Below are 19,532 nucleotides of genomic sequence, written 5' to 3'. Positions count from 1 at the left end.
GCAGCTGTCAGGCGAGAGCCTGTTCGATGTCTGCCAGCAGGTCGCTGATGTCTTCGATGCCGACCGAGAGGCGGACCAGGTCGGCGGGGACCTCGAGGAGGGAACCGGCAGTGGAGGCGTGGGTCATCGCGCCCGGGTGCTCGATGAGGGATTCCACACCGCCGAGGGATTCGGCGAGGGTGAACAGCTTGGTGCGGGCGCAGAAGTCCAGGGCCGCGTCCTTACCGCCGTGCACGCGCACCGAGATCATGCCGCCGAAGCGCCGCATCTGCTTCTGCGCGACGGTGTGACCCGGGTGCTCGGGCAGGCCGGGGTAGATGACCTGCGCGATCTTCGGGTGATTGGCCAGGAATTCGGCGATGGTCTCGGCATTGTCGCAATGCCGGTCCATGCGCAGCGCCAGGGTCTTGATACCGCGCAGGGTCAGGAACGCGTCCATCGGACCGGGCACCGCGCCCGCGCCGTTCTGCAGGAACGCGAACTTGGCGTCCATTTCCTGATCGTTGGTGATGAGCGCGCCGCCCACCACATCGGAGTGCCCGCCCAGATACTTGGTGGTCGAATGCAGCACGATATCCGCGCCAAGCAGCAGCGGCTGCTGCAGGTACGGCGAGGCGAAGGTGTTGTCCACCACCAGTTTCGCGCCACCGGCGTGCGCCACCGCGGCCAGCGCCGAGATATCGCCGATGTTCAGCAGCGGATTGGTGGGCGTCTCGATCCACACCAGCTTGGTGTTCGGCCGCATGGCCGCCGCCACCGCGTCGGCGTCGTTCACGTGCGCCACCGAGTATTCGATGCCCCACTGGGTGAACACCTTGTCGATGAGCCGGAAGGTGCCGCCGTACGCGTCATCCGGAATGACCAGGTGATCGCCGGGCCGCAGATTCGCGCGCAGCGCACAGTCGGTGGCCGCCATCCCCGAGGAGAAGGCCCGCCCGTAGGTGCCCGATTCCAGCGCCGCGAGGTTCGCCTCCAGCGCGGTCCGGGTCGGATTGCCGGTGCGCGCGTACTCGTACCCGCCGCGCATCCCGCCGACGCCGTCCTGGGCGAAAGTCGAACTCGCGTAGATGGGCACGTTCACCGCACCGGTCTGAGGGTCCGGATCGAACCCGGCGTGCACCGCCCGTGTGGAGAAACCCAGCTGATCGCTCATACCCCACAGCCTAAGTCGCTGCGTATTCGCCCCTGCGCCCGGGCGGGCCCCGGGTCTCGCCGATGGTCGCGACGGCATCCTAGGCTGTGGGCATGGTCACCGTAGACGAGCTGTTCGCCATCGATTCTCTGCTCAGTGAAGAGGAGCGGGCTATTCGCGATACCGTGCGCGATTTCGCGGCGGAGCGGTTGCGGCCGCATATCGCGGACTGGTTCGAGGCGGGAACGTTCCCGGCTCGGGAGTTGGCTCCGGAGCTGGGGAAGCTGGGGCTGCTCGGGATGCATCTGGAGGGGTACGGGTGCGCGGGGACCTCGGCCACCGCCTACGGGCTGGCGTGTTTGGAGCTCGAGGCGGTGGATTCCGGTGTGCGGAGCATGGTTTCGGTGCAGGGGTCACTCGCCATGACGGCGATTCACAAGTACGGGTCCGAGGAGCAGAAGCAGCGGTGGCTGCCGGGGATGGCGGCCGGAACGCTGCTGGGTTGCTTCGGATTGACCGAACCGGATTTCGGGTCCAATCCGGGTGGAATGCGTACGCGCGCACGGCGAGACGGGGATGACTGGATTCTGGACGGATCCAAGATGTGGATCACCAACGGATCCGTCGCGGATGTCGCGGTGGTGTGGGCACAATCGCGCGAAGGCGAGCGGGACACCATTCGCGGCTTCGTAGTCCCTACGGACACACCGGGATTCAGCGCCAATGAGATCCACCGCAAGCTGTCGCTGCGCGCCTCCATCACCGCCGAACTGTCCCTGGACGGTGTGCGGCTGCCCGCCGACGCCATGCTGCCCGAGGCACGCGGACTGACCGCGCCGCTGGGCTGCCTGTCCGAGGCGCGCTTCGGCATTATCTTCGGCGCGCTCGGCGCGGCCCGCGACTGCCTTTCCGCCGCAATCGATTACGCCCGCAGCCGCGAGGTCTTCGACAAACCGCTCGCCGCCTACCAGCTCACCCAGGCCAAGCTCGCGGATATGGCCGTCGAACTCGGCAAGGGGCAGCTGCTGGCGCTGCACCTGGGCCGCCTCAAGGATCAGGGCGTGATTCGCGGCGAACAGATCAGCGCGGGCAAGCTGAACAGCACCCGCGAGGCCATCGCCATCGCCCGCGAGTGCCGGACCATCCTCGGCGCCAACGGCATCAGCCTCGAATACCCGGTACTGCGGCACGCCAACAACCTGGAATCGGTGCTCACCTACGAGGGCACCGCGGAAGTTCACCAGCTGGTGCTCGGCGAGGCTCTCACCGGTTCCAAAGCCTTCCGCTGACGCCCGACGGGAATGCGCGCGCGGCGGCGAGTGCGCTATATCTCACAGGCGGTGCCGCCGAGGCCGGGCGGCGGCTAGCATGACCAGGTGTTTTTGCCCGGCTCCGCGTTGCTCGTCGTCTCGGCGCGTAAGACTTTGAACCGCCTGCAGCGCACACACGGAGCTCCGGCCGTCGAGGCCATGCGCGAGTTCCCGGGTGTGGCCGCGCAGGTGGATCAGCATGCCGCCGCCATTCGGGACATTCTCGAAGTGGGCGTGGAGAATTCGAGCGTCGTCCCGGTGAGCGTGCTGCTCGCCGGGTACGCCCGCGGACTGCTCGAGGATCTGCGCGAGACCGGATTGCAGGCCCCGTACGACTCCGAGGATTGGCAGTGCGCCGAATGGGTGCACCTGCGCTTGGCCGCGGTGTGCGCGCTCGCCCGGGGCGAATGACAGCTCAGCACCGATGAAGCGGCCCACGTACTCGAAGTACGTGGGCCGCTTCACTTCCCCTGGTGAATGTCAGTACATACCGGGCTGATTGCCACGGTCCGGCATATCACCGCCGCGATCGGGCATCTGACCCTGCTGGCCGGGCTGGCCATAACCCTGCTGGCCATAGCCCTGTTGCCCGTAACCCTGCGGGCCGTATCCCGGTGAGCCGACGGGCTGTTCGGCCCATTTGCCCGGCGGCATCTGCTGTCCGCCCAAGGGCCGCTGATTACCCTGCTGCGCCATCATCGCGCGCTGCTGTTCCATCGCCTCGCGCTGCCGGGCGGCATCCTCGCGGCCGCGCTGGAACGCCTCGGCATGCCCCTTCATCTCGGGCATCTCACCCTCGATGGTTTCGAGCCAGCCTTCCCAGCGCTGCTGCATGGGCCGGATCAACCCGCCGCCGACGCCGACCACCAGCACACCGCCGATGACCGCCAGCACGGTAATGAGAATCGGCATGGTGACCGAGGTCGCCACCCCGATCTGGTTGAGCGCCGCGATAATGCCGACGCCCCAGATGAACACTGCCGCAATGCGTCCCATCATGCGTCCGTAGGACAGACCGCTGAGCATATTCGCGATCATGTCCATCACCACGGTGGCGATCGCGCCCGCCACGCACACGATGATGATGGCGACGGCCAGCCTGGGCAGCCAGGACACGATGCCGTCCAGCATGGTGCTGATCGGATTCGGCCCGAACACCCCGAATCCCAGTTGCAGCGTGATCAAAAGGATTGCGTAGTAAGCCAATTTGGCGATGATGCCGACGGCGTCGTAGCTGCTGCGCGCCAGCATGTCCTTGATGCCGCCGCGCTCGACGAGCCGGTCGAAGCCGACCTGATGCAGAATCCGAGTGACCAGCCGGGCGACGAGCTTGGCGACCAGCCAGCCGATGATCAGGATGGCGAGGAAGCCCGCGAACTTCGGCACGAACGTGGCGACCGAACTCCACGCGTCCGAGAGGCCCTGCTGGATATCGATAGCCAAACTCGAGGTGTGCATACCCCGTCCCTTCGCTATCCGTTCCGGCCGAGTTGCCGGAACTTGCTCCAAGGGCGGTTATACCCGTCGGCGATCATGAGATTCACCGGTTTGCGAAATAGTTGCCAAATCGGGTGCCTGTGATTTGCCGAACAGCGCTTCCGGAAAGCCGAAACCCTCCCGGAGCGAATGCTCCGGGAGGGCTCTGACGGGGTCTTACCGGCTTTTCACAGGCGGATCGGAGTCAACCGGTACAGGCTCAGTACGCGCTGTTGACGTTGTCCATCGAACCGTAGCGCGCGGCGGCATAGTTGCAGGCGGCAACGATGTTCGCGACGGGGTTCCAGACATCGAACGGGGTGCCGTCCACGTGGTACGCGGCGAAGGTCGGGTCGATCACCTGGAGCAGGCCCTTGGACGGGATGCCCATGGCGGCGTTCGAGTCGTACAGGTTGATCGCCTGCGGGTTGCCGCTGGATTCGCGCAGCACATTGCGGAGGATGCCCTCGTAGCTGCCCGGGATGCCACGCTGGGACATGATGTCCAGCGCCTGGCGGATCCAGCCGTCCAGGTTATCCGGGTACGACGGGGCGGGCGGCGCGACCGGGACGACCGGAGCGGGCGCGGGCGCCGGCATCGGGGCGGGCACGGCGGCGGCCGGGGCAGGCGCGGCGGGCTGCTCATTGGCCGGGACGTGCACGGCGGGAGCGGCCGCGGCGAGGGTCTGCTTCAGTGCGACCGGGTGCACGTCGCCGTTCGCGGCGCCGGCGGCGGTGATAATGGAGCCGAAGACTCCGAGAGCAAGGGCGGCGGTACCGGCCGTACGGGCGGCGGCAACCACCTTGCTACGTCTAGCAGGGTCACGCAGAGCAGTCATGGCGTTCGTGGGCATGGCGAATTTGGATTCCTGTTCGGTTTCTGGGCTCGCAGGCCTGGAAAAGGCAGCGCGGAACCAAGCGGGCGTCTCTCGACAGGCACCGGTGGCGCTGGGGCTGTTTCGCGTTGCTGTTGTGAGACCCGTTGCGGGCCAGGGAAACTCGACGCTCTAGGAGACTTGCGAAGTACGTGCCGGCCGCTTCGGGCCGCGGCGCCTCATCGCACCGTTGTCGTGTTCACGTTCCGCATGTGTGTCGACATCTCCTTGCGTCAACCAGACTTGTGGTCTGTTTCCAACAAGGTCACAGCTTGATTGCGCTTAGTTAACACAGCCTGAACCAAAGTTGAACAGAAGGTAAACCAGCTAGCTTGGCGACCCAAGGACCTGCATTAATACAAGCACTGACCTGGTCATTCAATTCAAACTAGTAAGTGGTTTAGATCACAGAAGAATTTAGACCCTAATTGCCGATATACCCGGATTGGCTGTTTTTTCGGCGTTTCGCGCGCACTTAGCGAGCTTTCAGCAACCTCCGATCACGGGCCAATCACGGTGATCAGCAAAGGAAAACGCACCGAATACGATTCCCGAAAACACGCTGTGACCGGCGCGATCGGCGCATTACGCTCGACATATGGCATCGATCCGGGTCGCCGAGGTGCTGGCGGCGCTGTCCCTGACCACCGACCTGGCCACCGGAATGCCATTCGAAAAAGGCCTGGCCGTCTGCCTGATCGCCACCGCCGTGGCCGAACGCCTCGGTCTGGACGAGGCCGACCGGCGCGTGGTGTTCCACGCCGCCCTGCTCGGCGCGGTCGGCTGCACCAGCCGGGCCAGCGAGAATGCCGACTCGTACGGCGATGACATCGCCTTCCAGCGGGCCTATCACACGCTCGATCCGGGCGATCCGGATGTTTTCCGCGATCAGCTGAGCCGATTCGGAGACTGGCTTCCGGGTACCCAGGCGGCGCTACGAGACCGTTTCGTTACCGAAGCGCCCCCGGGGCGCCCCCGCGGCCGTCCGATCCGTCTGTGAGGTCAGCAGGGCCCTGGGACCGCGTCTGGGCCTGCCGGAGGCAGCGGTGATCGCATTGACCGAGGTCAAGGAGCGCTGGGACGGGCTCGGCGCGCCCGAACGGCGCCGCGGCGGCGAGCTCTCACTGGCCGGGCGCATCCTGCACCTGGCCGAGCAGACCGTGCTGGCATCCGCGAGCCGGGACCGCCGGGGCGTGCTCGCCGAACTCCGCCGCCGCGCGGGCGGGCACCTGGACCCCGATCTGGTCGACGCCTTCGCCGCCGATCCGGAACCGGTGTGGAGCGTGCTCGACGAGCCCGATCTGCTTGCCGCCGTCGTACGCGCCGAACCGGGACTGCCGACCGTGATCCGGCCCGACGAGCGGGACCACCTGTGCACCGCCATGGCGGTGGTCGTGGACTTGAAAGGCCGCTATTTACTTGGACATTCGGCGCACGTCGCCCAATTGGCCGATGCCGCAGCCGAATTGGCCGCAATCCCCGGCCCCGAACGCGCCACCCTGCGAGCCGCCGCCCTGCTGCACGATATCGGGCGGGCGGGCGTCTCCAGCGCGGTATGGGATCGCCCCGGCGCACTCGGCCCCGGCGACTGGGAAAGGGTTCGGCTGCACAGCTATTGGACCGATCGCATCCTGCGCCGCTGCCCCAGCCTGGCCGATCTGGCGGAAATCGCCGCCGGACACCACGAACGCCTCGACGGCAGCGGCTACCATCGCGGCGTCCGCGTGCACGACCTCTCCCCCTCGGCCCGATTGCTCGCCGCCGCAGACGTTTTCGCCGCCATGACCGAGGAACGCCCGCACCGCCCGGCGCACAAACCGAGCGAGGCGGCGGCCCATCTGTCCGCCGAAGCGGCCGCCGGACGTCTGGACCGCGACGCCTGCGCGGCCGTGGTGGAAGCCGCCGGACTCCGCCCCGCGCGCACCGAATACCCCTGCGGACTCACCGAGCGCGAAGTGGACGTGCTGCGCCTGGCCGCACGCGGCCTCTCCAACCGCCAGATCGCCGCCGAGCTGGTGCTCTCGGAACGCACCGTGGGACACCATCTCGCGCACATCTACGACAAGACCGGACGCCGCACCCGCGCGGGCGCCGCGGTATTCGCGATGGAGCACGCGCTGCTCCCAGGCTGAGTGTGCCCCGTCATCCCGGCGCGCTTTCGGCCGGGATGACGCGGTAGGTCGCCATCGCACGGGGATAGGTCGATCGACCGATGTGGGCGGGTGCGCTCGCCGACGACCATTGAGACACCGCAGGGGAGCTCGGACAGCTTCTCCCGGAGACCGAGAATCGTTCTCCGGCAAGCGGTTTCATCTCCAGTTCGACGGAGTCATGCCATGAGCGCCAGCGTCAATCACGCCGAGATCGTCACCTCCCTCTACAACGCCTTCGGGACCGGCGATATCGCCTTCATCCTCGAGCATCTCGCCGATGACGTGTCCTGGGACGCCGATTGGGAATCCAATAGCGCCCAGCTCGCGGGGGCTCCGCATATGGCCGCTCGGCGCGGCCCGGCCCAGGTCGCGGAGTTCTTCGCGCTGCTGTCGGAGTGGAAGTTCGAGGACTTCACCGTGCTCGATGTGATCGGGAGCGACGGTCAGGTGGTGACCGAGATGCGGGTCGACATCGTGATGCCGAACGGCGGCCGGATCGCCGATCAGGAACTGCATCTGTGGTCGTTCGACGATCAGCACCGGGTGCGGACCTTCCGCACCTACGCCGATACCGCCAAGAACATCGCCGCCAATTCCGGTGTGGACACGACGGTCCCGGGCTGGACCTTCGCGTCGTAGTCGGCGCGGCTCAGGCGGCTCGGTCCGAACCGGGCCGCCACGCCGGGGCGGGCACCGGCGCGGGCGAACCGAACCTGCGCAGGGCGCGCATCAACACCGGGAGCATGAGCATCATGAGCAGCAGCCGAATGGTCTGCACGCTCGTGATGAGGGGCAGATTCGCGTTCATCTTGTCGGCGGTCGCCAGCACCGCGTTGATACCGCCCGGGGTGGTGGCCAGGTACAGGTCCGACATCTCCAGATCGACGAAATAGGCCAGCCCCAAAGCCAATCCGGCCACCAGCACCGACAGCGCGAGCACCGCGGCGGTCATGGCCGGGATCATCCGGGCCATCTCGCGCACCACCTTGCGGGTGAAGCGGGTGCCGACATCGAAGCCGATGAGCACGAACAGCAGATCCTTGAACAGGTGCGTGGGCGCGTAGCCGTGACTGATACCGGTCGCGGTCAGCACCGCGGTGAGCAGCATCGGACCCAGCAGCGCCGCATTGGGCAGGCCGATCCGGCGGCCCACCCAGATACCCAGCACGCACAGCATGATCGCGGTGGAGATGCCCGCGACCTGATCGCCGCGGCCCACGATCATCCAGTACGGCAGGCTGGGATCGGTCACCGAACCGCCGAGAGTGGCTGTGCTGTAGGCGATTCCCTCTTGATCATCGAGCAGTGCGGCGACCGCCGGTGCGCTCAGCGCGACCAGCGCCACCCGCAGATACTGCATGAACGCCACCCGGCGCGGATCGGCGTCGAGCTCATCGGCCGCGGCCACCACGGCGGCCGAGCCACCGGCCAGCATCCCCAGCGTCGCGGTCGGCACATCCACCTTGGTGGCCCGCGCGAATACCAGCGCGACCCCGACGCTCAGGAAGATCGTGGCCACGGTGACCGCCGCGACGGGCAGCAGATCCCACCCGATCGAGGTCAGCAGCGAAATCTGCAGATAGCTGCCCATGACCACCCCGAGCATGCCCTGCACACCCAGATTGACCTGCACGGGAAGCGGTTTCGGCAGCCGTCCGCTGAGCGCCAGCGCGGCGCCGACGACAATCGCCAGAATCATCTGCGGGGCGGGAAACCCGACCCGGTCAAGCAGTGCCGCACCGGCAAGCACCGCGCTCGCCAGTGCCACCCAGGTGAGCGCCTGCCTCCAGTTCATACGAGCCGATCCTGCCCGCCGCCCATGAACGGACAGTAACGCACCAGTTACCGACCCCGCAGCCCCGCTGTGACTTCTGATGCACAAACGAATCCCCAAGTGCGAGGCCACAAATCACACGGAAGTAATTCGCGGTTTCCCCCGTCATCCGGCATGTTTTTGGCCGGGATCCACACGGGCAGCGCATCGGCTAATTGTGTGGATCCCGGCCAAATACGCGCCGGGATGACGGGCGCGCGCCGCCCGAAGCGGAATGCGCGCTGCCCAACGGATTGAGCTGTCAGGAAAGCACTCCGTCGCTGAGGAAGCCGAGCAGGTCGTGGCGGGTGATGACGCCGACCGGCTTGCCATCGTCGACGACCATCAGCGCATCGGTGCTCTCGAGCAATTTGGTCGCGGCCGAAACCGGTTCGCCCGCGCCGATGAGCGGGAACGCCGCGCTCATATGCTGCGCCACCGAATCGGTGAGCTTGGCCCGGCCCTCGAAGACATCGGAGAGCAGATCGCGCTCGGTCACGCTGCCCGCGACCTCGCCCGCCATCACCGGCGGTTCCGCGCCGACGACCGGCATCTGCGAGACGCCGTACTCGCGCAGGATCTCGATGGCATCGCGCACGGTCTCCTGCGGATGGGTGTGCACCAGATCCGGCAGCTCACCGGACTTGCCGCGCAACACATCTCCCACATGCACCTCGGCGGTGGAACCGTCCAGGCGCGAGCGCAGGAAGCCGTAGGAGCTCATCCACTGATCGTTGAAGATCTTGGACAGGTAGCCGCGGCCACCGTCCGGCAGCAGCACGACGACCACGGCATCGGGATCGCGCTCGGCGACCTTGAGCGCCGCGACCACGGCCATACCGCAGGAGCCGCCGACCAGCAGGCCCTCTTCCCGGGCCAGGCGACGGGTCATCTCGAAGGAGTCGGCATCGGAGACCGCGATGATCTCGTCCGGGATGGCCGGATCGTAGGCCGAGGGCCAGAAGTCCTCGCCGACACCCTCGACCAGGTACGGGCGGCCGGTGCCGCCGGAGTACACCGAGCCTTCCGGATCCGCGCCGATGACCTTGACCTTGCCGCCCGAGATCTCCTTCAGATAGCGGCCGGTGCCGGTGATGGTGCCGCCGGTACCGACGCCCGCCACGAAGTGCGTGACCCTACCCTCGGTATCGGCCCAGATCTCGGGACCGGTGGTCTCGTAATGCGATTCCGGCCCACCGGGATTGGAGTACTGGTTCGGCTTCCAGGCGCCCTCGATCTCGCGCACCAGGCGATCGGAGACGTTGTAGTAGCTGTCCGGATCCTCCGGCGCGACCGCGGTCGGGCACACCACGACCTCGGCGCCGTAGGCGCGCAGCACATTTCGCTTGTCCTCGGAAACCTTGTCCGGGCAGACGAATACGCACTTGTACCCGCGCTGCTGGGCCACCAGGGCCAGGCCGACGCCGGTATTGCCGGAGGTCGGTTCGACGATGGTGCCACCGGGCTTCAATAGTCCGGCCTCTTCGGCGGCATCGATCATCTTGACGGCGATGCGGTCCTTGGAGCTGCCACCGGGGTTCAGGTACTCGACCTTCGCAGCGACCAGTCCGGAGTTCGGGCCCACCACGGAGTTCAACCGGACGAGGGGGGTGTTTCCGATCAGATCGACGACGGAGTCAGCAATGCGCATACCCCTCATCGTTGCAGAAAGGAGATGGGGGCTTGCGCGCACGTCGGCGATCTCACGCTCGCGGGAAATTACCATCGCCGCATGAGGACGCCGACCCGTGTGCGCGCTGCTCTACTGCTCGGTTGCCTGACCGGGGCGACCATGATCGTTTGCGCGCCCGCGGCACAAGCCCGGACCGTCGAATTCCCCCAGGTGCCGACCATGTTCCGGGACGGACTCTGCGGCGGCAGCGTCCGGGTCTGGACCGATACCGATCCACAGTGGCCGGGACGCGCCATCTTCAATGTGCGCGCCACCCCGATCGTCGGCTACGGCCCGGGCGAGTACAGCTTCGCGCCGCTGTGCGAAAACGTGACCACGGTCGCCTGGCGGAACATGAACACCGGGGCCACCGGCGAATACCGGGTAACCGTGGTCGCGGGCATCTACGGCAGCATCCAGTACGCCCAATACCAGGACACCGGTCCCGGGCACATCGTGGTGACCTCCTACACGGACATGGCCAACATCCCCCAGCGGGGCGAGTTCGACGTGCAGTGAGGGATATTTCACCGTTCAGTCATTGGGATACCGGCATACCGGATGTTTGATGCACGACACACCCGTCGTAGATTCGAAGTGGTTCACCCCCGCACTTAAGGAGTCCTCATGGCTGAGGCCGTTATCGTTTCGTACGCCCGCTCGCCCATCGGCCGCGCAGGCAAGGGTTCGCTCGTGGGTATGCGACCGGACGACCTGGCCGCCCAGATGGTGCAGGCCGCCCTCGACAAGGTCCCCGGCCTGGCCGTGAGCGATGTCGAAGACCTGATCCTGGGCTGCGGCCAGCCCGCCGGTGAGGCCGGTTTCAATATGGCCCGCGCGGTCGCGGTGCAGCTGGGCTACGACTACCTGCCCGGTGTCACCCTGAACCGCTACTGCTCCTCCTCGCTGCAGACCACCCGGATGGCCTTCCACGCCATCAAGGCGGGCGAGGGCGATGTGTTCATTTCCGCAGGCGTCGAGACGGTTTCGCGCTTCCCGAAGGGCACCGCCGACGGCTGGCCGGACAGCCACAACCTGACCTTCGCCGACGCCGAGGCCCGCACCAAGGCCACCGCCGAGTCGAACGCCACCTGGGTCGACCCGCGCGAGAGCGATCTGCTCCCGGACGTGTACATCGCCATGGGCCAGACCGCCGAGAACGTCGCCACCTTCACCGGCATCTCGCGGGAGGACCAGGACCACTGGGCCGTTCGCTCGCAGAACCGCGCCGAGGATGCCATCAAGTCCGGCTTCTTCGAGCGTGAGATCACCCCGGTGACGCTGCCCGACGGCACCATCGTCACCGCCGATGACGGCCCGCGCGCGGGCACCACCTACGAGAAGCTCTCGACGCTGAAGCCGGTCTTCCGCGCCGACGGCACCGTCACCGCCGGTAACGCCTGCCCGCTGAACGACGGCGCCGCCGCGCTGGTCGTCATGAGCGACACCAAGGCCAAGGCGCTGGGCCTGACCCCGCTGGCCCGCATCGTGGCCACCGGCGTCTCCGGCCTGTCGCCGGAGATCATGGGCCTGGGCCCGATCGAGGCCGTGCGCAAGACCCTGAACAACGCCAATATGACCATCGGCGATCTCGACCTGTACGAGATCAACGAGGCGTTCGCCGTTCAGGTGCTGGGTTCCGCCCGCGAGCTGGGCATGGACCACGACAAGCTGAACGTCTCCGGTGGCGCGATCGCCCTGGGCCACCCGTTCGGCATGACCGGCGCCCGCATCACCGCCACCCTGATCAACAACCTGCAGACCCAGGACAAGCAGTTCGGCCTGGAGACCATGTGTGTCGGCGGCGGCCAGGGCATGGCAATGATCATCGAACGCCTCAGCTGATACCCGGAAAACGTTGAACGGTCCCGCACTTCGGTGCGGGACCGTTCGCTATTACCCAATAGGTAATCGACTTCGCTACCTCTGGGCGGAAAACTGAAGGGCAACAACGCAGTCCCACTCCAGGAGCGCGAGATGCCCGGTTACGCCATTGCCCATCTGTACGACGTCGACGTCAACGCCGATATCGTGGAGTACCTCGAGCGCATCGATTCGACCCTGGCACCGTTCGGCGGGAAGTTCCTCGTGCACGGCGGGAATCAGGTCTCGATGGAGGGGCCGGAGCACGCGGTGGCGGTCGTCATCGAATTCCCGGATTACCAGGCGGTTCAGGACTGGTACCGCTCCGCGGCGTACCAGGCGATCCTGCCGCTGCGCACTGGGAACGCCAGTGGCACAGCCATTCTGGCCCAGGACTGCGGTGAGGACCATATCGCCACCGATGTACTCGAGCGCTGAATCGCGCAAACGAAAGGGCGGGTACCGGAAACCGGTACCCGCCCTTCGTATTTCGAGCGCTAGTTATTGCTGTTGAAGTACGACAGCAGGCGCAGGATCTCGACGTACAGCCAGACCAGGGTGACGGTCAGGCCGAATGCCACGCCCCACGCGGCCTTTTCGGGCGCACCGGCGCGGATCATCTGATCGGCGGCGTCGAAGTCCAGCAGGAAGCTGAAGGCCGCGATGCCGATGCAGACCAGGCTGAAGATGATGGCGATGGGGCCGCCGTCCCGCAGGCCGAAGCCGCCGGGGGTGAAGATGCCCGCGACCAGGTTGCCGACGATGAGCACCAGCACGCCGATCATGGCGCCGACCATCATGCGGGTGAAGCGCGGGGTGACCCGGATGGCGCCGGTCTTGTACACGATCAGCATGCCGAAGAACACGCCGAAGGTGCCGAGTACCGCCTGCGCGATCAGCCCGGAGCCGCCCGCGCCGCCGAACGAGATATTGGTGAACATGAACGACAGCGCACCGAGGAACAGGCCCTCGAACGCCGCGTAGCTGAGCACCAGGGCCGGGTTGTACTTGCGGCCGAAGCTGACGACCATGGCCAGCACGAAGCCGATGAGCGCGCCGCCGAGGGCCAGCGGTGCGGCCAGGTTGTGGTTGGCCGCGGTGAGCGCGTAGGAGATGATCGCCGCGACGGTGACCACGCCGAGCGTGATACCGGTCTTGGTGACCACATCGTCGATGGTCATGGGCCGGGTGGTCGGGACCGCGGGCTGGTAGGGCTGCTGACCGTAACCGCCGGTCGGCGGGTACATGGGCGGCTGCGAACCATACTGCGTCTGACCGTATTGCGGCGGCTGCTGACCGTACTGAGGTGCGGACGGCCCGGCTCCAGTGGGGGCCGAGCCGAAGCCGGCGTAGCCGCCGTTCTGCTGCGGCGACAAGTTCCGGAAGACCGGGTTGGAAGTGGTGCGCAAGGCGCTTCCCTTTCTGGAGTCGCGGCCGGCGAATGTCGCGGCCTCGTTCTACCTGTCCAACGTGAGGTGGCTATGGCGAGTTCCCGAACCGCCACGGATCGGACACAGTGGACTTTACCCGAGCTTTACCCTGTATGCCGACCGGTCGGACTGGAAATACGCCCGATTCGGTCACCCGGCCGGGCCGAACCGCCCTACGGATCCTGCACTCGAGAAGGTTGGCTCAGCCCAGTCGACTCATCACCCGATCGGCGATCAACTCCAGGTGATCGAGATCGTCCAGATCCAGAATTTGCAGGTAGACGCGGGTCGTACCGGCGATCTCGGCATAACGGCCGATCTTGTCGACCACTTCCTCCGGGCTGCCCGCGAGGCCGTTGGCCTTCAGCTCGTCCACATCCCGGCCGATGGCGGCCGCGCGCCGCTCCACCTCGGCATCGGTCGCGCCGACACAGGCCACCAGGGCATTGGAGAAGGTGATCTCCTGCGGATCGCGGCCGGCGTCCTTGGCCGCGCGGCGCACCCGCTCGAACTGCTCGGCGCAGGTCTCGGCGGATTGGAACGGCACATTGAACTCATCGGCGTACTTCGCCGCGATGCGCGGGGTGCGCTTGGCTCCCATACCGCCGATGACCACCGGGATCTTCGACTGCGCGGGCTTGGGCAGGGCGGGTGAGTCCTTCAGCGTGTAGTGCTCGCTGTCGAAGCAGAAGGTCTCCCCCGCCGGGGTGCGCCACAGACCGGTGATGATCGCCAACTGCTCCTCGTAGCGCGGGAACTTGTCGGCGGGGAACGGAATGCCGTACGCGGTGTGCTCGCCCTCGTACCAGCCTGCGCCCAAACCGAATTCGACGCGGCCGCCGGACATGGCGTCGACCTGTGCGACCTGGATGGCCAGCACGCCGGGCAGGCGGAAGGTGGCGGCGGTGACCAGGGTGCCGAGGCGAATGCGCTTCGTCTCGCGGGCCAGACCGGCCAGGGTGATCCAGGCGTCGGTCGGACCGGGCAGGCCGTCGGCGCTGCCCATGGCGAGGTAGTGATCGGAGCGGAAGAAGGCGTCGTAGCCCAGGTCCTCGGTGGCCTTGGCCACGGTCAGCAGGGTGTCGTAGCTCGCGCCCTGCTGGGGTTCGGTGAAGATACGAAGATCAATTCGTCCCATGCCCACCATTGTGCTGGTCGGTCGCCGGGCGTGCGGTGGCCGGTCGGCCGGGGCCGCGGACTCCGGGTGCGCGGCCGTCGCACGCTCAGGTGTGCAGGCCGCGCACCGAGCGAGTGACCGTGAACTTGCGGTTGCGGCCGATCACCTCGGTCTTGCCGACCAGGCGTTCCATCACACCCCGGTAGTTGAGGTGGGTGTTGTAGACGGTCCAGAGTTCACCGCCCGGGCGCAGCACCCGGCCGGTCTCGGAGAACATCTTGATGGCCGAACCGGTGTGCACGGCCGCGCCGACATGGAAGGGCGGATTGCAGACGACCAGATCCGCGCTGTTGTCCGGGGCGCTGGACATGGCGTCATCGCGCAGCACGGTGATCCGATCGGCCACCTCGTTCGCCGCGGCCGTGGCCCGGGTGGAGGCGACCGCCGCCGCGGACTGATCGGTGGCGATGACCCGGATGCCGGGCCGCGCCTTGGCCAGCGCGACCGCGAGAATGCCGGTGCCGCAACCGAGATCGATGGCATCGCGGGCGTCGGGCTTCATTCGCTTGAGGTAGTCCAGCAGGAAGCGGGTGCCGATATCCAGGCGCGAACCGGAGAAGGCGGCGCCGTGCGCGACCACTTCCAGCTCATACTCGTCGAGTTGATTGCGCAGCGGAAAGCGCTGTTCACCAACCGGTTTCGGATCGGTGGCCAGCAGCACCCGGGATTTCTGGCGGCCTCGACTGGCCTGCACCGAACCGAAGGATTCGGCCAGAACGGCATTCATCGCCGGGGTGAGGTATTTGTCCCGGCCGCCCGCGTACACCCGGACATCCGGTGCCGCGTAACGAGCGATGGCATCGGCCGTCTCGGCGATGCCGGACAGCGCACGCGGCAAGCGCCACAACACGACTCGGACATCCGCGAGCAGGCGTTCACCGAGCTCGCACACATCGTAGCGATCGGTGAGCCCGACCTGGCGCGCGTTATTGGCCAGTGCCAGTTCACCGGTCAGCAAATCCTGATGCACCCGCAGACCGCGCAGATCATATGCGGCGGCGGCGCCGAGGGTGAGTGCGCCGTACCCGTCGTCGATCACGGCCACCCGATCGTCACCCGCGGCGGCCAGCGCCTCGGCCGCCTCGTCGAGTAGTAGTCGATCGGCGGCGTCGACCGCGTAGAGGTTCACCGCCTCTACATCCGGATACCGCCGCAATCGGCTCAGCACGTCCTCGACCTCAACCACACCTACAGTGTGCTAGATCATTGCCGAACCGTCCCATCGGGCCGGGTTTCCGGCTTGATAAGCGTTTGCCCGGGCGTTGCGCGATCGGTTTTCGGCATGATCGCGGCCGCCCCGATCATGACCACCGCCATGGCCGCCACACCGAGGAATACGAGGTGGATGGCGGGTGAGAGGTCTTGCGGGGCCGGATGATCGGTACTGCCGATGCGCGAATTCACCAGTGCGCCGAACACCGCCACGCCGAGCGCGCTGCCGATGGAGCGCGCGAACATATTGGTGGAGGTGACCACGCCGCGCTCGGACCATTCGGCGCTGGACTGCGCGGCGATCAGGGTCGGACTGGCCACCAGGCCCATGCCCGCGCCCACCACGAAACAGCCCAGCGCCACCTGTAGCAGGCTGGAATCCGCGTTCACCAGCAGCAATGTGGCCGCGCCCAGCGCGGCGAGCACGCTGCCGATGACCGAGGTGGCACGGAAGCCTATGCGCAGGTACACCTTTCCGGCCTGCGAGGCGGTGAGCGGCCAGCCCATGGTGAGCGCACCGGCGGTGAGACCCGCGATCAGCGCACCGGCGCCGAGCACGCCCTGCGCGAAAGTCGGCACGTACGAGGTGAGTCCGAGCAATATCGCGCCCACCAGCAGCGAGACCAGGCTGCTCGCGACGAGGATGCGGCGGGTGAAAACCCACAGCGGCAGAATCGGATTCGCGGCCTTGCGCTCGACCAGCACGAACAGGACGAGCATCAGCGTGCCGCCCGCGAAGAGACCCAGGCTCGGTGGCGCGGTCCACGTCCAGGCCTGACCGCCCTCCAGCAGCGCCAGCATGAGCCCGCCCGCGCCGATGGTGAGCAGCCCCGCGCCCAGATAGTCGATCCGATGGTGTTCCCGCGGAGTGCTTTCGGTGAACTTGCGTAGGATCATCCAGGCCGCCACGGCCGAGAGCGGCAGATTGATCAGGAAGATCCAGCGCCAGCTGACGTACTCGGAGAACACCCCGCCCAGCAGCGGCCCGAGCACCGAGGACGCCGCCCACACGCTGGCCAGGTACGCCTGCACCTTGGCGCGTTCGCGCACGGTGTAGATATCGCCCGCGATGGTGATGGCCATCGGCCCCACCGCGCCCGCGCCGATGCCCTGAATGGCCCGGAAGATGATCAACCCGATCATGCTGGTGGCGATGCCGCACAGCAGCGATCCGAGGGCGAACACGGCGATTCCGAAGAGCATCACCGGTTTCCGGCCCACCATATCGGCGAGCTTGCCGTAGATCGGCACCGTCACGGCCTGCGCCAGCAGATAGATGCTGAAAAGCCAAGGGAACTGCGAAAATCCGCCCAGCTGATCGGTGATCGTCAGCACCGCGGTGGCGATCACCGTCGAATCGAGCGCCACCAGCGAGGTCGCCAGCATGATCGCGGCCAGCACCGGACCGCGCTCCGATCGCAACCCGATGCCCGACACCGATTCGGTCGCCGTCACGGGCAACCCCTTTCGTTAGCTCAACTCAACAGTTGAGTCGAACACAGAAACCGCCCGGCTATTCCGCTCTCGGTGAAATAGCTCGCATTCCGGGACGCCGGCTCATGTCCCGGGCGAAATGCCATGGGCGAGGCCGATATCGGCACGGTGCGAGGCTGATATCGGCGCGGTGCGAGACCGGGGCGCGAGCCGCGTCTGCGGGAGCGGCTCGCGCCGGGCGCCGGATCAGAGCGATCCGGCGAGCTCACGTAGGACGGGAAGGCTGACCGAGCCGGAGCTCAGCACCACGTCATGGAAGTTCTTGATATCGAAGTCCGCGCCCAGACGTTCCTGTGCCGCCGCACGCTGACGACGGATCTCGAGCTGACCGACCTTGTAGGCGACGGCCTGACCCGGCATGGCGATATAGCGATCCACCTCGGTGCGGATCTCCTCCACGCCGACCGGGGCATTGGCGACCATGAAGTCGATGGCCTGCTGCCGGGTCCAGCCCTTGGCGTGCAGACCGGTGTCGACAACCAGGCGGCAGGAGCGCCAGGAGTCGGCGGCGAGCATGCCGATGCGGGCCAGATCGTCCGGGTACAAACCCATTTCGTCGGCCAGGCGTTCGGTGTAGAGGGCCCAGCCCTCCACGAACGCGGTATTGGAGAAGGACATGCGCTGGAAGCGCGGCAGATGGTCCAGCTCATTGGCGATGGTCAACTGGAGATGGTGACCCGGAATGGCCTCGTGGTACGCGACCGCCGCGGTCTCATACCTGTTGCGTTCCTTGGGATCATGCAGGTTGACGAAGTACGCGCCGGGCCGCGAGCCGTCCGCCGCGGGCGGGAAGTAGTAGGCCGCGGGCGCGTCCGGCGCGAGGAAATCCGGGACCGGCACGATATCGCAGGACTGCACGGGCAACCGGCCGAACCATTTGCCCATTTCGACATTGGCGGCGGCCAGGCAGGCGCGCGCGTCGACCATGATCTCCTCGCGGTCGCCGTAGCGCAGCGCCGAATCCTCGCGCAGCCGGTCGAAGATCTCGCTCTGCTCGCTCAGACCGAACAGCCGCGCGCCGATCTCTGCGTATTCGGTACGCAGCCCGGCCAATTCGTCCAGCCCGAGCTGATGGATCTCCTCCGCGCCCAGATCGGGCAGCGTGGTGTGCCGGCGCAGCAGCCGACCGTAGATGTCCGCACCATCGTCACCGAGCCAGCACAGGCCGGGCTGGTCGTCGGGGCGAGCCACCGGCAGCAGCTCCTCGGCGAGCACCCTGCGGTATTCGGCGAAGGCGGGACGGATCACCTCGCGCACCACCTCGGCCAGGTCTGCACGCCAAGCCTTTTCACCATCCCACTCGGCGGGACCGGCGAAGGTGGCGAACGGATCGGTCTCGATATCGGAGGCCAGATATCCGTCGAGCTGATTGAGCGAACGCTCGATGGTGATGCGCGCGGGCGTGCGCCCGGCGGCCAGCCCGGCCCGGAAGCGCGCGACCGCCTGGTCGACGAGCGCGCCGAACTGCCGGAAGCGCTCGACCAGCGCCAGCGCGTTCTCCGGTGCGGGCGCGTTGAGCTGCGGGGCCATGGTGAGCAGGCCCGCGTGCACACCGGTCATCTGATCGGAGGCCAGCTCCACCGGCCGCCATTCCAGCTGGGCCGCCGCGGACACCAATTCGGTGCGCAACAGGCTGCGGGTGACCCGGTCCTCGGCGTTCAACAGCTCGGGATCGAGGGCGTCGACCTCGGTAATCAACTCGCGCCACACACCCAGCAACCGCTGTTCGGCGGCCTCGGACAGATCCTCGATCCGATCGTCGAATCGCCTGTCCCCCAACAGTGTTGCTTCACTGGGCGCGGACTCCAGCATGGCATCCCAGTACCGGTCGGCAAGGGCGATGAGTTCCTCGTGCGCATCCATGCAACCCATCATGCCCGCGCATAACTCGGACCGAAACGCTCAGCCCGACTTCGCACCCCTGCG

General features: G+C 66.9%; 18 protein-coding genes. 8 read left to right on the top strand and 10 right to left on the bottom strand.

Annotation, left to right across the window (positions count from 1 at the left end; genetic code table 11):
- Nucleotides 1-7: 7 nt before the first annotated feature.
- Nucleotides 8-1,153, bottom strand: a complete 1,146-nt coding sequence (locus ACFVUS_RS33370) for a cystathionine gamma-synthase (RefSeq protein WP_387775780.1) — start codon at nt 1,151-1,153, stop codon at nt 8-10.
- Nucleotides 1,154-1,245: 92 nt separating this feature from the next.
- Between ACFVUS_RS33370 and ACFVUS_RS33365 the strand changes: the two genes are divergently transcribed.
- Nucleotides 1,246-2,421: an acyl-CoA dehydrogenase family protein gene (locus tag ACFVUS_RS33365; RefSeq protein ID WP_387775777.1), complete on the top strand. Its 1,176-nt coding sequence runs from the start codon at nt 1,246-1,248 to the stop codon at nt 2,419-2,421.
- An 87-nt stretch (nt 2,422-2,508) separates the two neighbouring features.
- The gene (locus ACFVUS_RS33360) at nt 2,509-2,853 is read left to right on the top strand and encodes a DUF6401 family natural product biosynthesis protein (protein WP_364640340.1); all 345 of its coding nucleotides are present in this window, start codon (nt 2,509-2,511) and stop codon (nt 2,851-2,853) included.
- 69 nt (nt 2,854-2,922) lie between these two features.
- Here ACFVUS_RS33360 and ACFVUS_RS33355 read toward each other — a convergent pair whose 3' ends face one another.
- Entirely contained in the window at nt 2,923-3,900 is a 978-nt protein-coding gene (locus tag ACFVUS_RS33355) for a hypothetical protein (protein ID WP_387775774.1), read from the bottom strand.
- Between the two features lie 238 nt (nt 3,901-4,138).
- Complete coding sequence (locus ACFVUS_RS33350) at nt 4,139-4,720, bottom strand: transglycosylase SLT domain-containing protein (RefSeq protein ID WP_387775771.1); 582 nt, start codon at nt 4,718-4,720, stop codon at nt 4,139-4,141.
- 670 nt (nt 4,721-5,390) lie between these two features.
- On the opposite strand from ACFVUS_RS33350, the gene ACFVUS_RS33345 reads away from it, so the two are divergent.
- From ACFVUS_RS33345 to ACFVUS_RS33335, 3 genes are all read left to right on the top strand, one after another.
- The gene (locus ACFVUS_RS33345; RefSeq protein WP_387775768.1) at nt 5,391-5,792 is read left to right on the top strand and encodes a hypothetical protein; all 402 of its coding nucleotides are present in this window, start codon (nt 5,391-5,393) and stop codon (nt 5,790-5,792) included.
- A gap of 46 nt (nt 5,793-5,838) precedes the next feature.
- Nucleotides 5,839-6,924, top strand: a complete 1,086-nt coding sequence (locus ACFVUS_RS33340; protein ID WP_387775765.1) for an HD domain-containing phosphohydrolase — start codon at nt 5,839-5,841, stop codon at nt 6,922-6,924.
- A gap of 204 nt (nt 6,925-7,128) precedes the next feature.
- Nucleotides 7,129-7,584 carry a nuclear transport factor 2 family protein gene (locus ACFVUS_RS33335; protein WP_387775763.1) on the top strand — a complete coding sequence of 152 codons (456 nt, stop codon included), beginning with the start codon at nt 7,129-7,131 and terminating at the stop codon, nt 7,582-7,584.
- 10 nt (nt 7,585-7,594) lie between these two features.
- On the opposite strand, the gene ACFVUS_RS33330 is transcribed toward ACFVUS_RS33335, so the two are convergent.
- Nucleotides 7,595-8,740 (bottom strand): AbrB family transcriptional regulator, encoded by a 1,146-nt coding sequence (locus tag ACFVUS_RS33330; RefSeq protein ID WP_387775760.1) that lies wholly within the window; start codon nt 8,738-8,740, stop codon nt 7,595-7,597.
- Nucleotides 8,741-9,020: 280 nt separating this feature from the next.
- Entirely contained in the window at nt 9,021-10,409 is a 1,389-nt protein-coding gene (locus tag ACFVUS_RS33325; protein WP_387775757.1) for a cystathionine beta-synthase, read from the bottom strand.
- 81 nt (nt 10,410-10,490) lie between these two features.
- Between ACFVUS_RS33325 and ACFVUS_RS33320 the strand changes: the two genes are divergently transcribed.
- The 3 genes from ACFVUS_RS33320 to ACFVUS_RS33310 all read left to right on the top strand — a co-directional run bounded on the left by ACFVUS_RS33320 (nt 10,491) and on the right by ACFVUS_RS33310 (nt 12,731).
- Entirely contained in the window at nt 10,491-10,949 is a 459-nt protein-coding gene (locus tag ACFVUS_RS33320; protein ID WP_387775754.1) for a hypothetical protein, read from the top strand.
- A gap of 108 nt (nt 10,950-11,057) precedes the next feature.
- Nucleotides 11,058-12,275 (top strand): acetyl-CoA C-acetyltransferase, encoded by a 1,218-nt coding sequence (locus tag ACFVUS_RS33315; RefSeq protein WP_387775751.1) that lies wholly within the window; start codon nt 11,058-11,060, stop codon nt 12,273-12,275.
- Nucleotides 12,276-12,407: 132 nt separating this feature from the next.
- Nucleotides 12,408-12,731, top strand: a complete 324-nt coding sequence (locus ACFVUS_RS33310; protein WP_387775749.1) for a DUF1330 domain-containing protein — start codon at nt 12,408-12,410, stop codon at nt 12,729-12,731.
- A gap of 59 nt (nt 12,732-12,790) precedes the next feature.
- Here ACFVUS_RS33310 and ACFVUS_RS33305 read toward each other — a convergent pair whose 3' ends face one another.
- The 5 genes from ACFVUS_RS33305 to ACFVUS_RS33285 form a co-directional block, all read right to left on the bottom strand.
- Nucleotides 12,791-13,702: a Bax inhibitor-1/YccA family protein gene (locus ACFVUS_RS33305; protein WP_387775746.1), complete on the bottom strand. Its 912-nt coding sequence runs from the start codon at nt 13,700-13,702 to the stop codon at nt 12,791-12,793.
- Between the two features lie 223 nt (nt 13,703-13,925).
- Nucleotides 13,926-14,852, bottom strand: a complete 927-nt coding sequence (locus ACFVUS_RS33300; protein ID WP_387778431.1) for an LLM class F420-dependent oxidoreductase — start codon at nt 14,850-14,852, stop codon at nt 13,926-13,928.
- A gap of 94 nt (nt 14,853-14,946) precedes the next feature.
- Entirely contained in the window at nt 14,947-16,086 is a 1,140-nt protein-coding gene (locus ACFVUS_RS33295; RefSeq protein ID WP_387775743.1) for a class I SAM-dependent methyltransferase, read from the bottom strand.
- Nucleotides 16,087-16,103: 17 nt separating this feature from the next.
- Complete coding sequence (locus ACFVUS_RS33290; protein WP_387775740.1) at nt 16,104-17,567, bottom strand: MDR family MFS transporter; 1,464 nt, start codon at nt 17,565-17,567, stop codon at nt 16,104-16,106.
- 225 nt (nt 17,568-17,792) lie between these two features.
- Nucleotides 17,793-19,469 carry a DUF885 domain-containing protein gene (locus ACFVUS_RS33285; RefSeq protein ID WP_387775738.1) on the bottom strand — a complete coding sequence of 559 codons (1,677 nt, stop codon included), beginning with the start codon at nt 19,467-19,469 and terminating at the stop codon, nt 17,793-17,795.
- Nucleotides 19,470-19,532 lie beyond the last annotated feature (63 nt).

This window comes from Nocardia sp. NPDC058058, from assembly GCF_042885355.1.
Classification (GTDB): domain Bacteria; phylum Actinomycetota; class Actinomycetes; order Mycobacteriales; family Mycobacteriaceae; genus Nocardia.
The sequence above is the reverse complement of the archived record's forward strand: the minus strand, read 5'-3'. Positions and strand labels throughout refer to the sequence as shown.

What these genes read in the sequence shown, in the direction of transcription:
- ACFVUS_RS33355 (WP_387775774.1), bottom strand. Translation starts at nt 3,900, where the DNA reads ATGCACACCTCGAGTTTGGCTATCGATATCCAGCAGGGCCTCTCGGAC.
- ACFVUS_RS33310 (WP_387775749.1), top strand. Translation starts at nt 12,408, where the DNA reads ATGCCCGGTTACGCCATTGCCCATCTGTACGACGTCGACGTCAACGCC.
- ACFVUS_RS33345 (WP_387775768.1), top strand. Translation starts at nt 5,391, where the DNA reads ATGGCATCGATCCGGGTCGCCGAGGTGCTGGCGGCGCTGTCCCTGACC.
- ACFVUS_RS33335 (WP_387775763.1), top strand. Translation starts at nt 7,129, where the DNA reads ATGAGCGCCAGCGTCAATCACGCCGAGATCGTCACCTCCCTCTACAAC.
- ACFVUS_RS33315 (WP_387775751.1), top strand. Translation starts at nt 11,058, where the DNA reads ATGGCTGAGGCCGTTATCGTTTCGTACGCCCGCTCGCCCATCGGCCGC.
- ACFVUS_RS33370 (WP_387775780.1), bottom strand. Translation starts at nt 1,153, where the DNA reads ATGAGCGATCAGCTGGGTTTCTCCACACGGGCGGTGCACGCCGGGTTC.
- ACFVUS_RS33325 (WP_387775757.1), bottom strand. Translation starts at nt 10,409, where the DNA reads ATGCGCATTGCTGACTCCGTCGTCGATCTGATCGGAAACACCCCCCTC.
- ACFVUS_RS33365 (WP_387775777.1), top strand. Translation starts at nt 1,246, where the DNA reads ATGGTCACCGTAGACGAGCTGTTCGCCATCGATTCTCTGCTCAGTGAA.
- ACFVUS_RS33285 (WP_387775738.1), bottom strand. Translation starts at nt 19,469, where the DNA reads ATGGATGCGCACGAGGAACTCATCGCCCTTGCCGACCGGTACTGGGAT.
- ACFVUS_RS33330 (WP_387775760.1), bottom strand. Translation starts at nt 8,740, where the DNA reads ATGAACTGGAGGCAGGCGCTCACCTGGGTGGCACTGGCGAGCGCGGTG.
- ACFVUS_RS33320 (WP_387775754.1), top strand. Translation starts at nt 10,491, where the DNA reads ATGAGGACGCCGACCCGTGTGCGCGCTGCTCTACTGCTCGGTTGCCTG.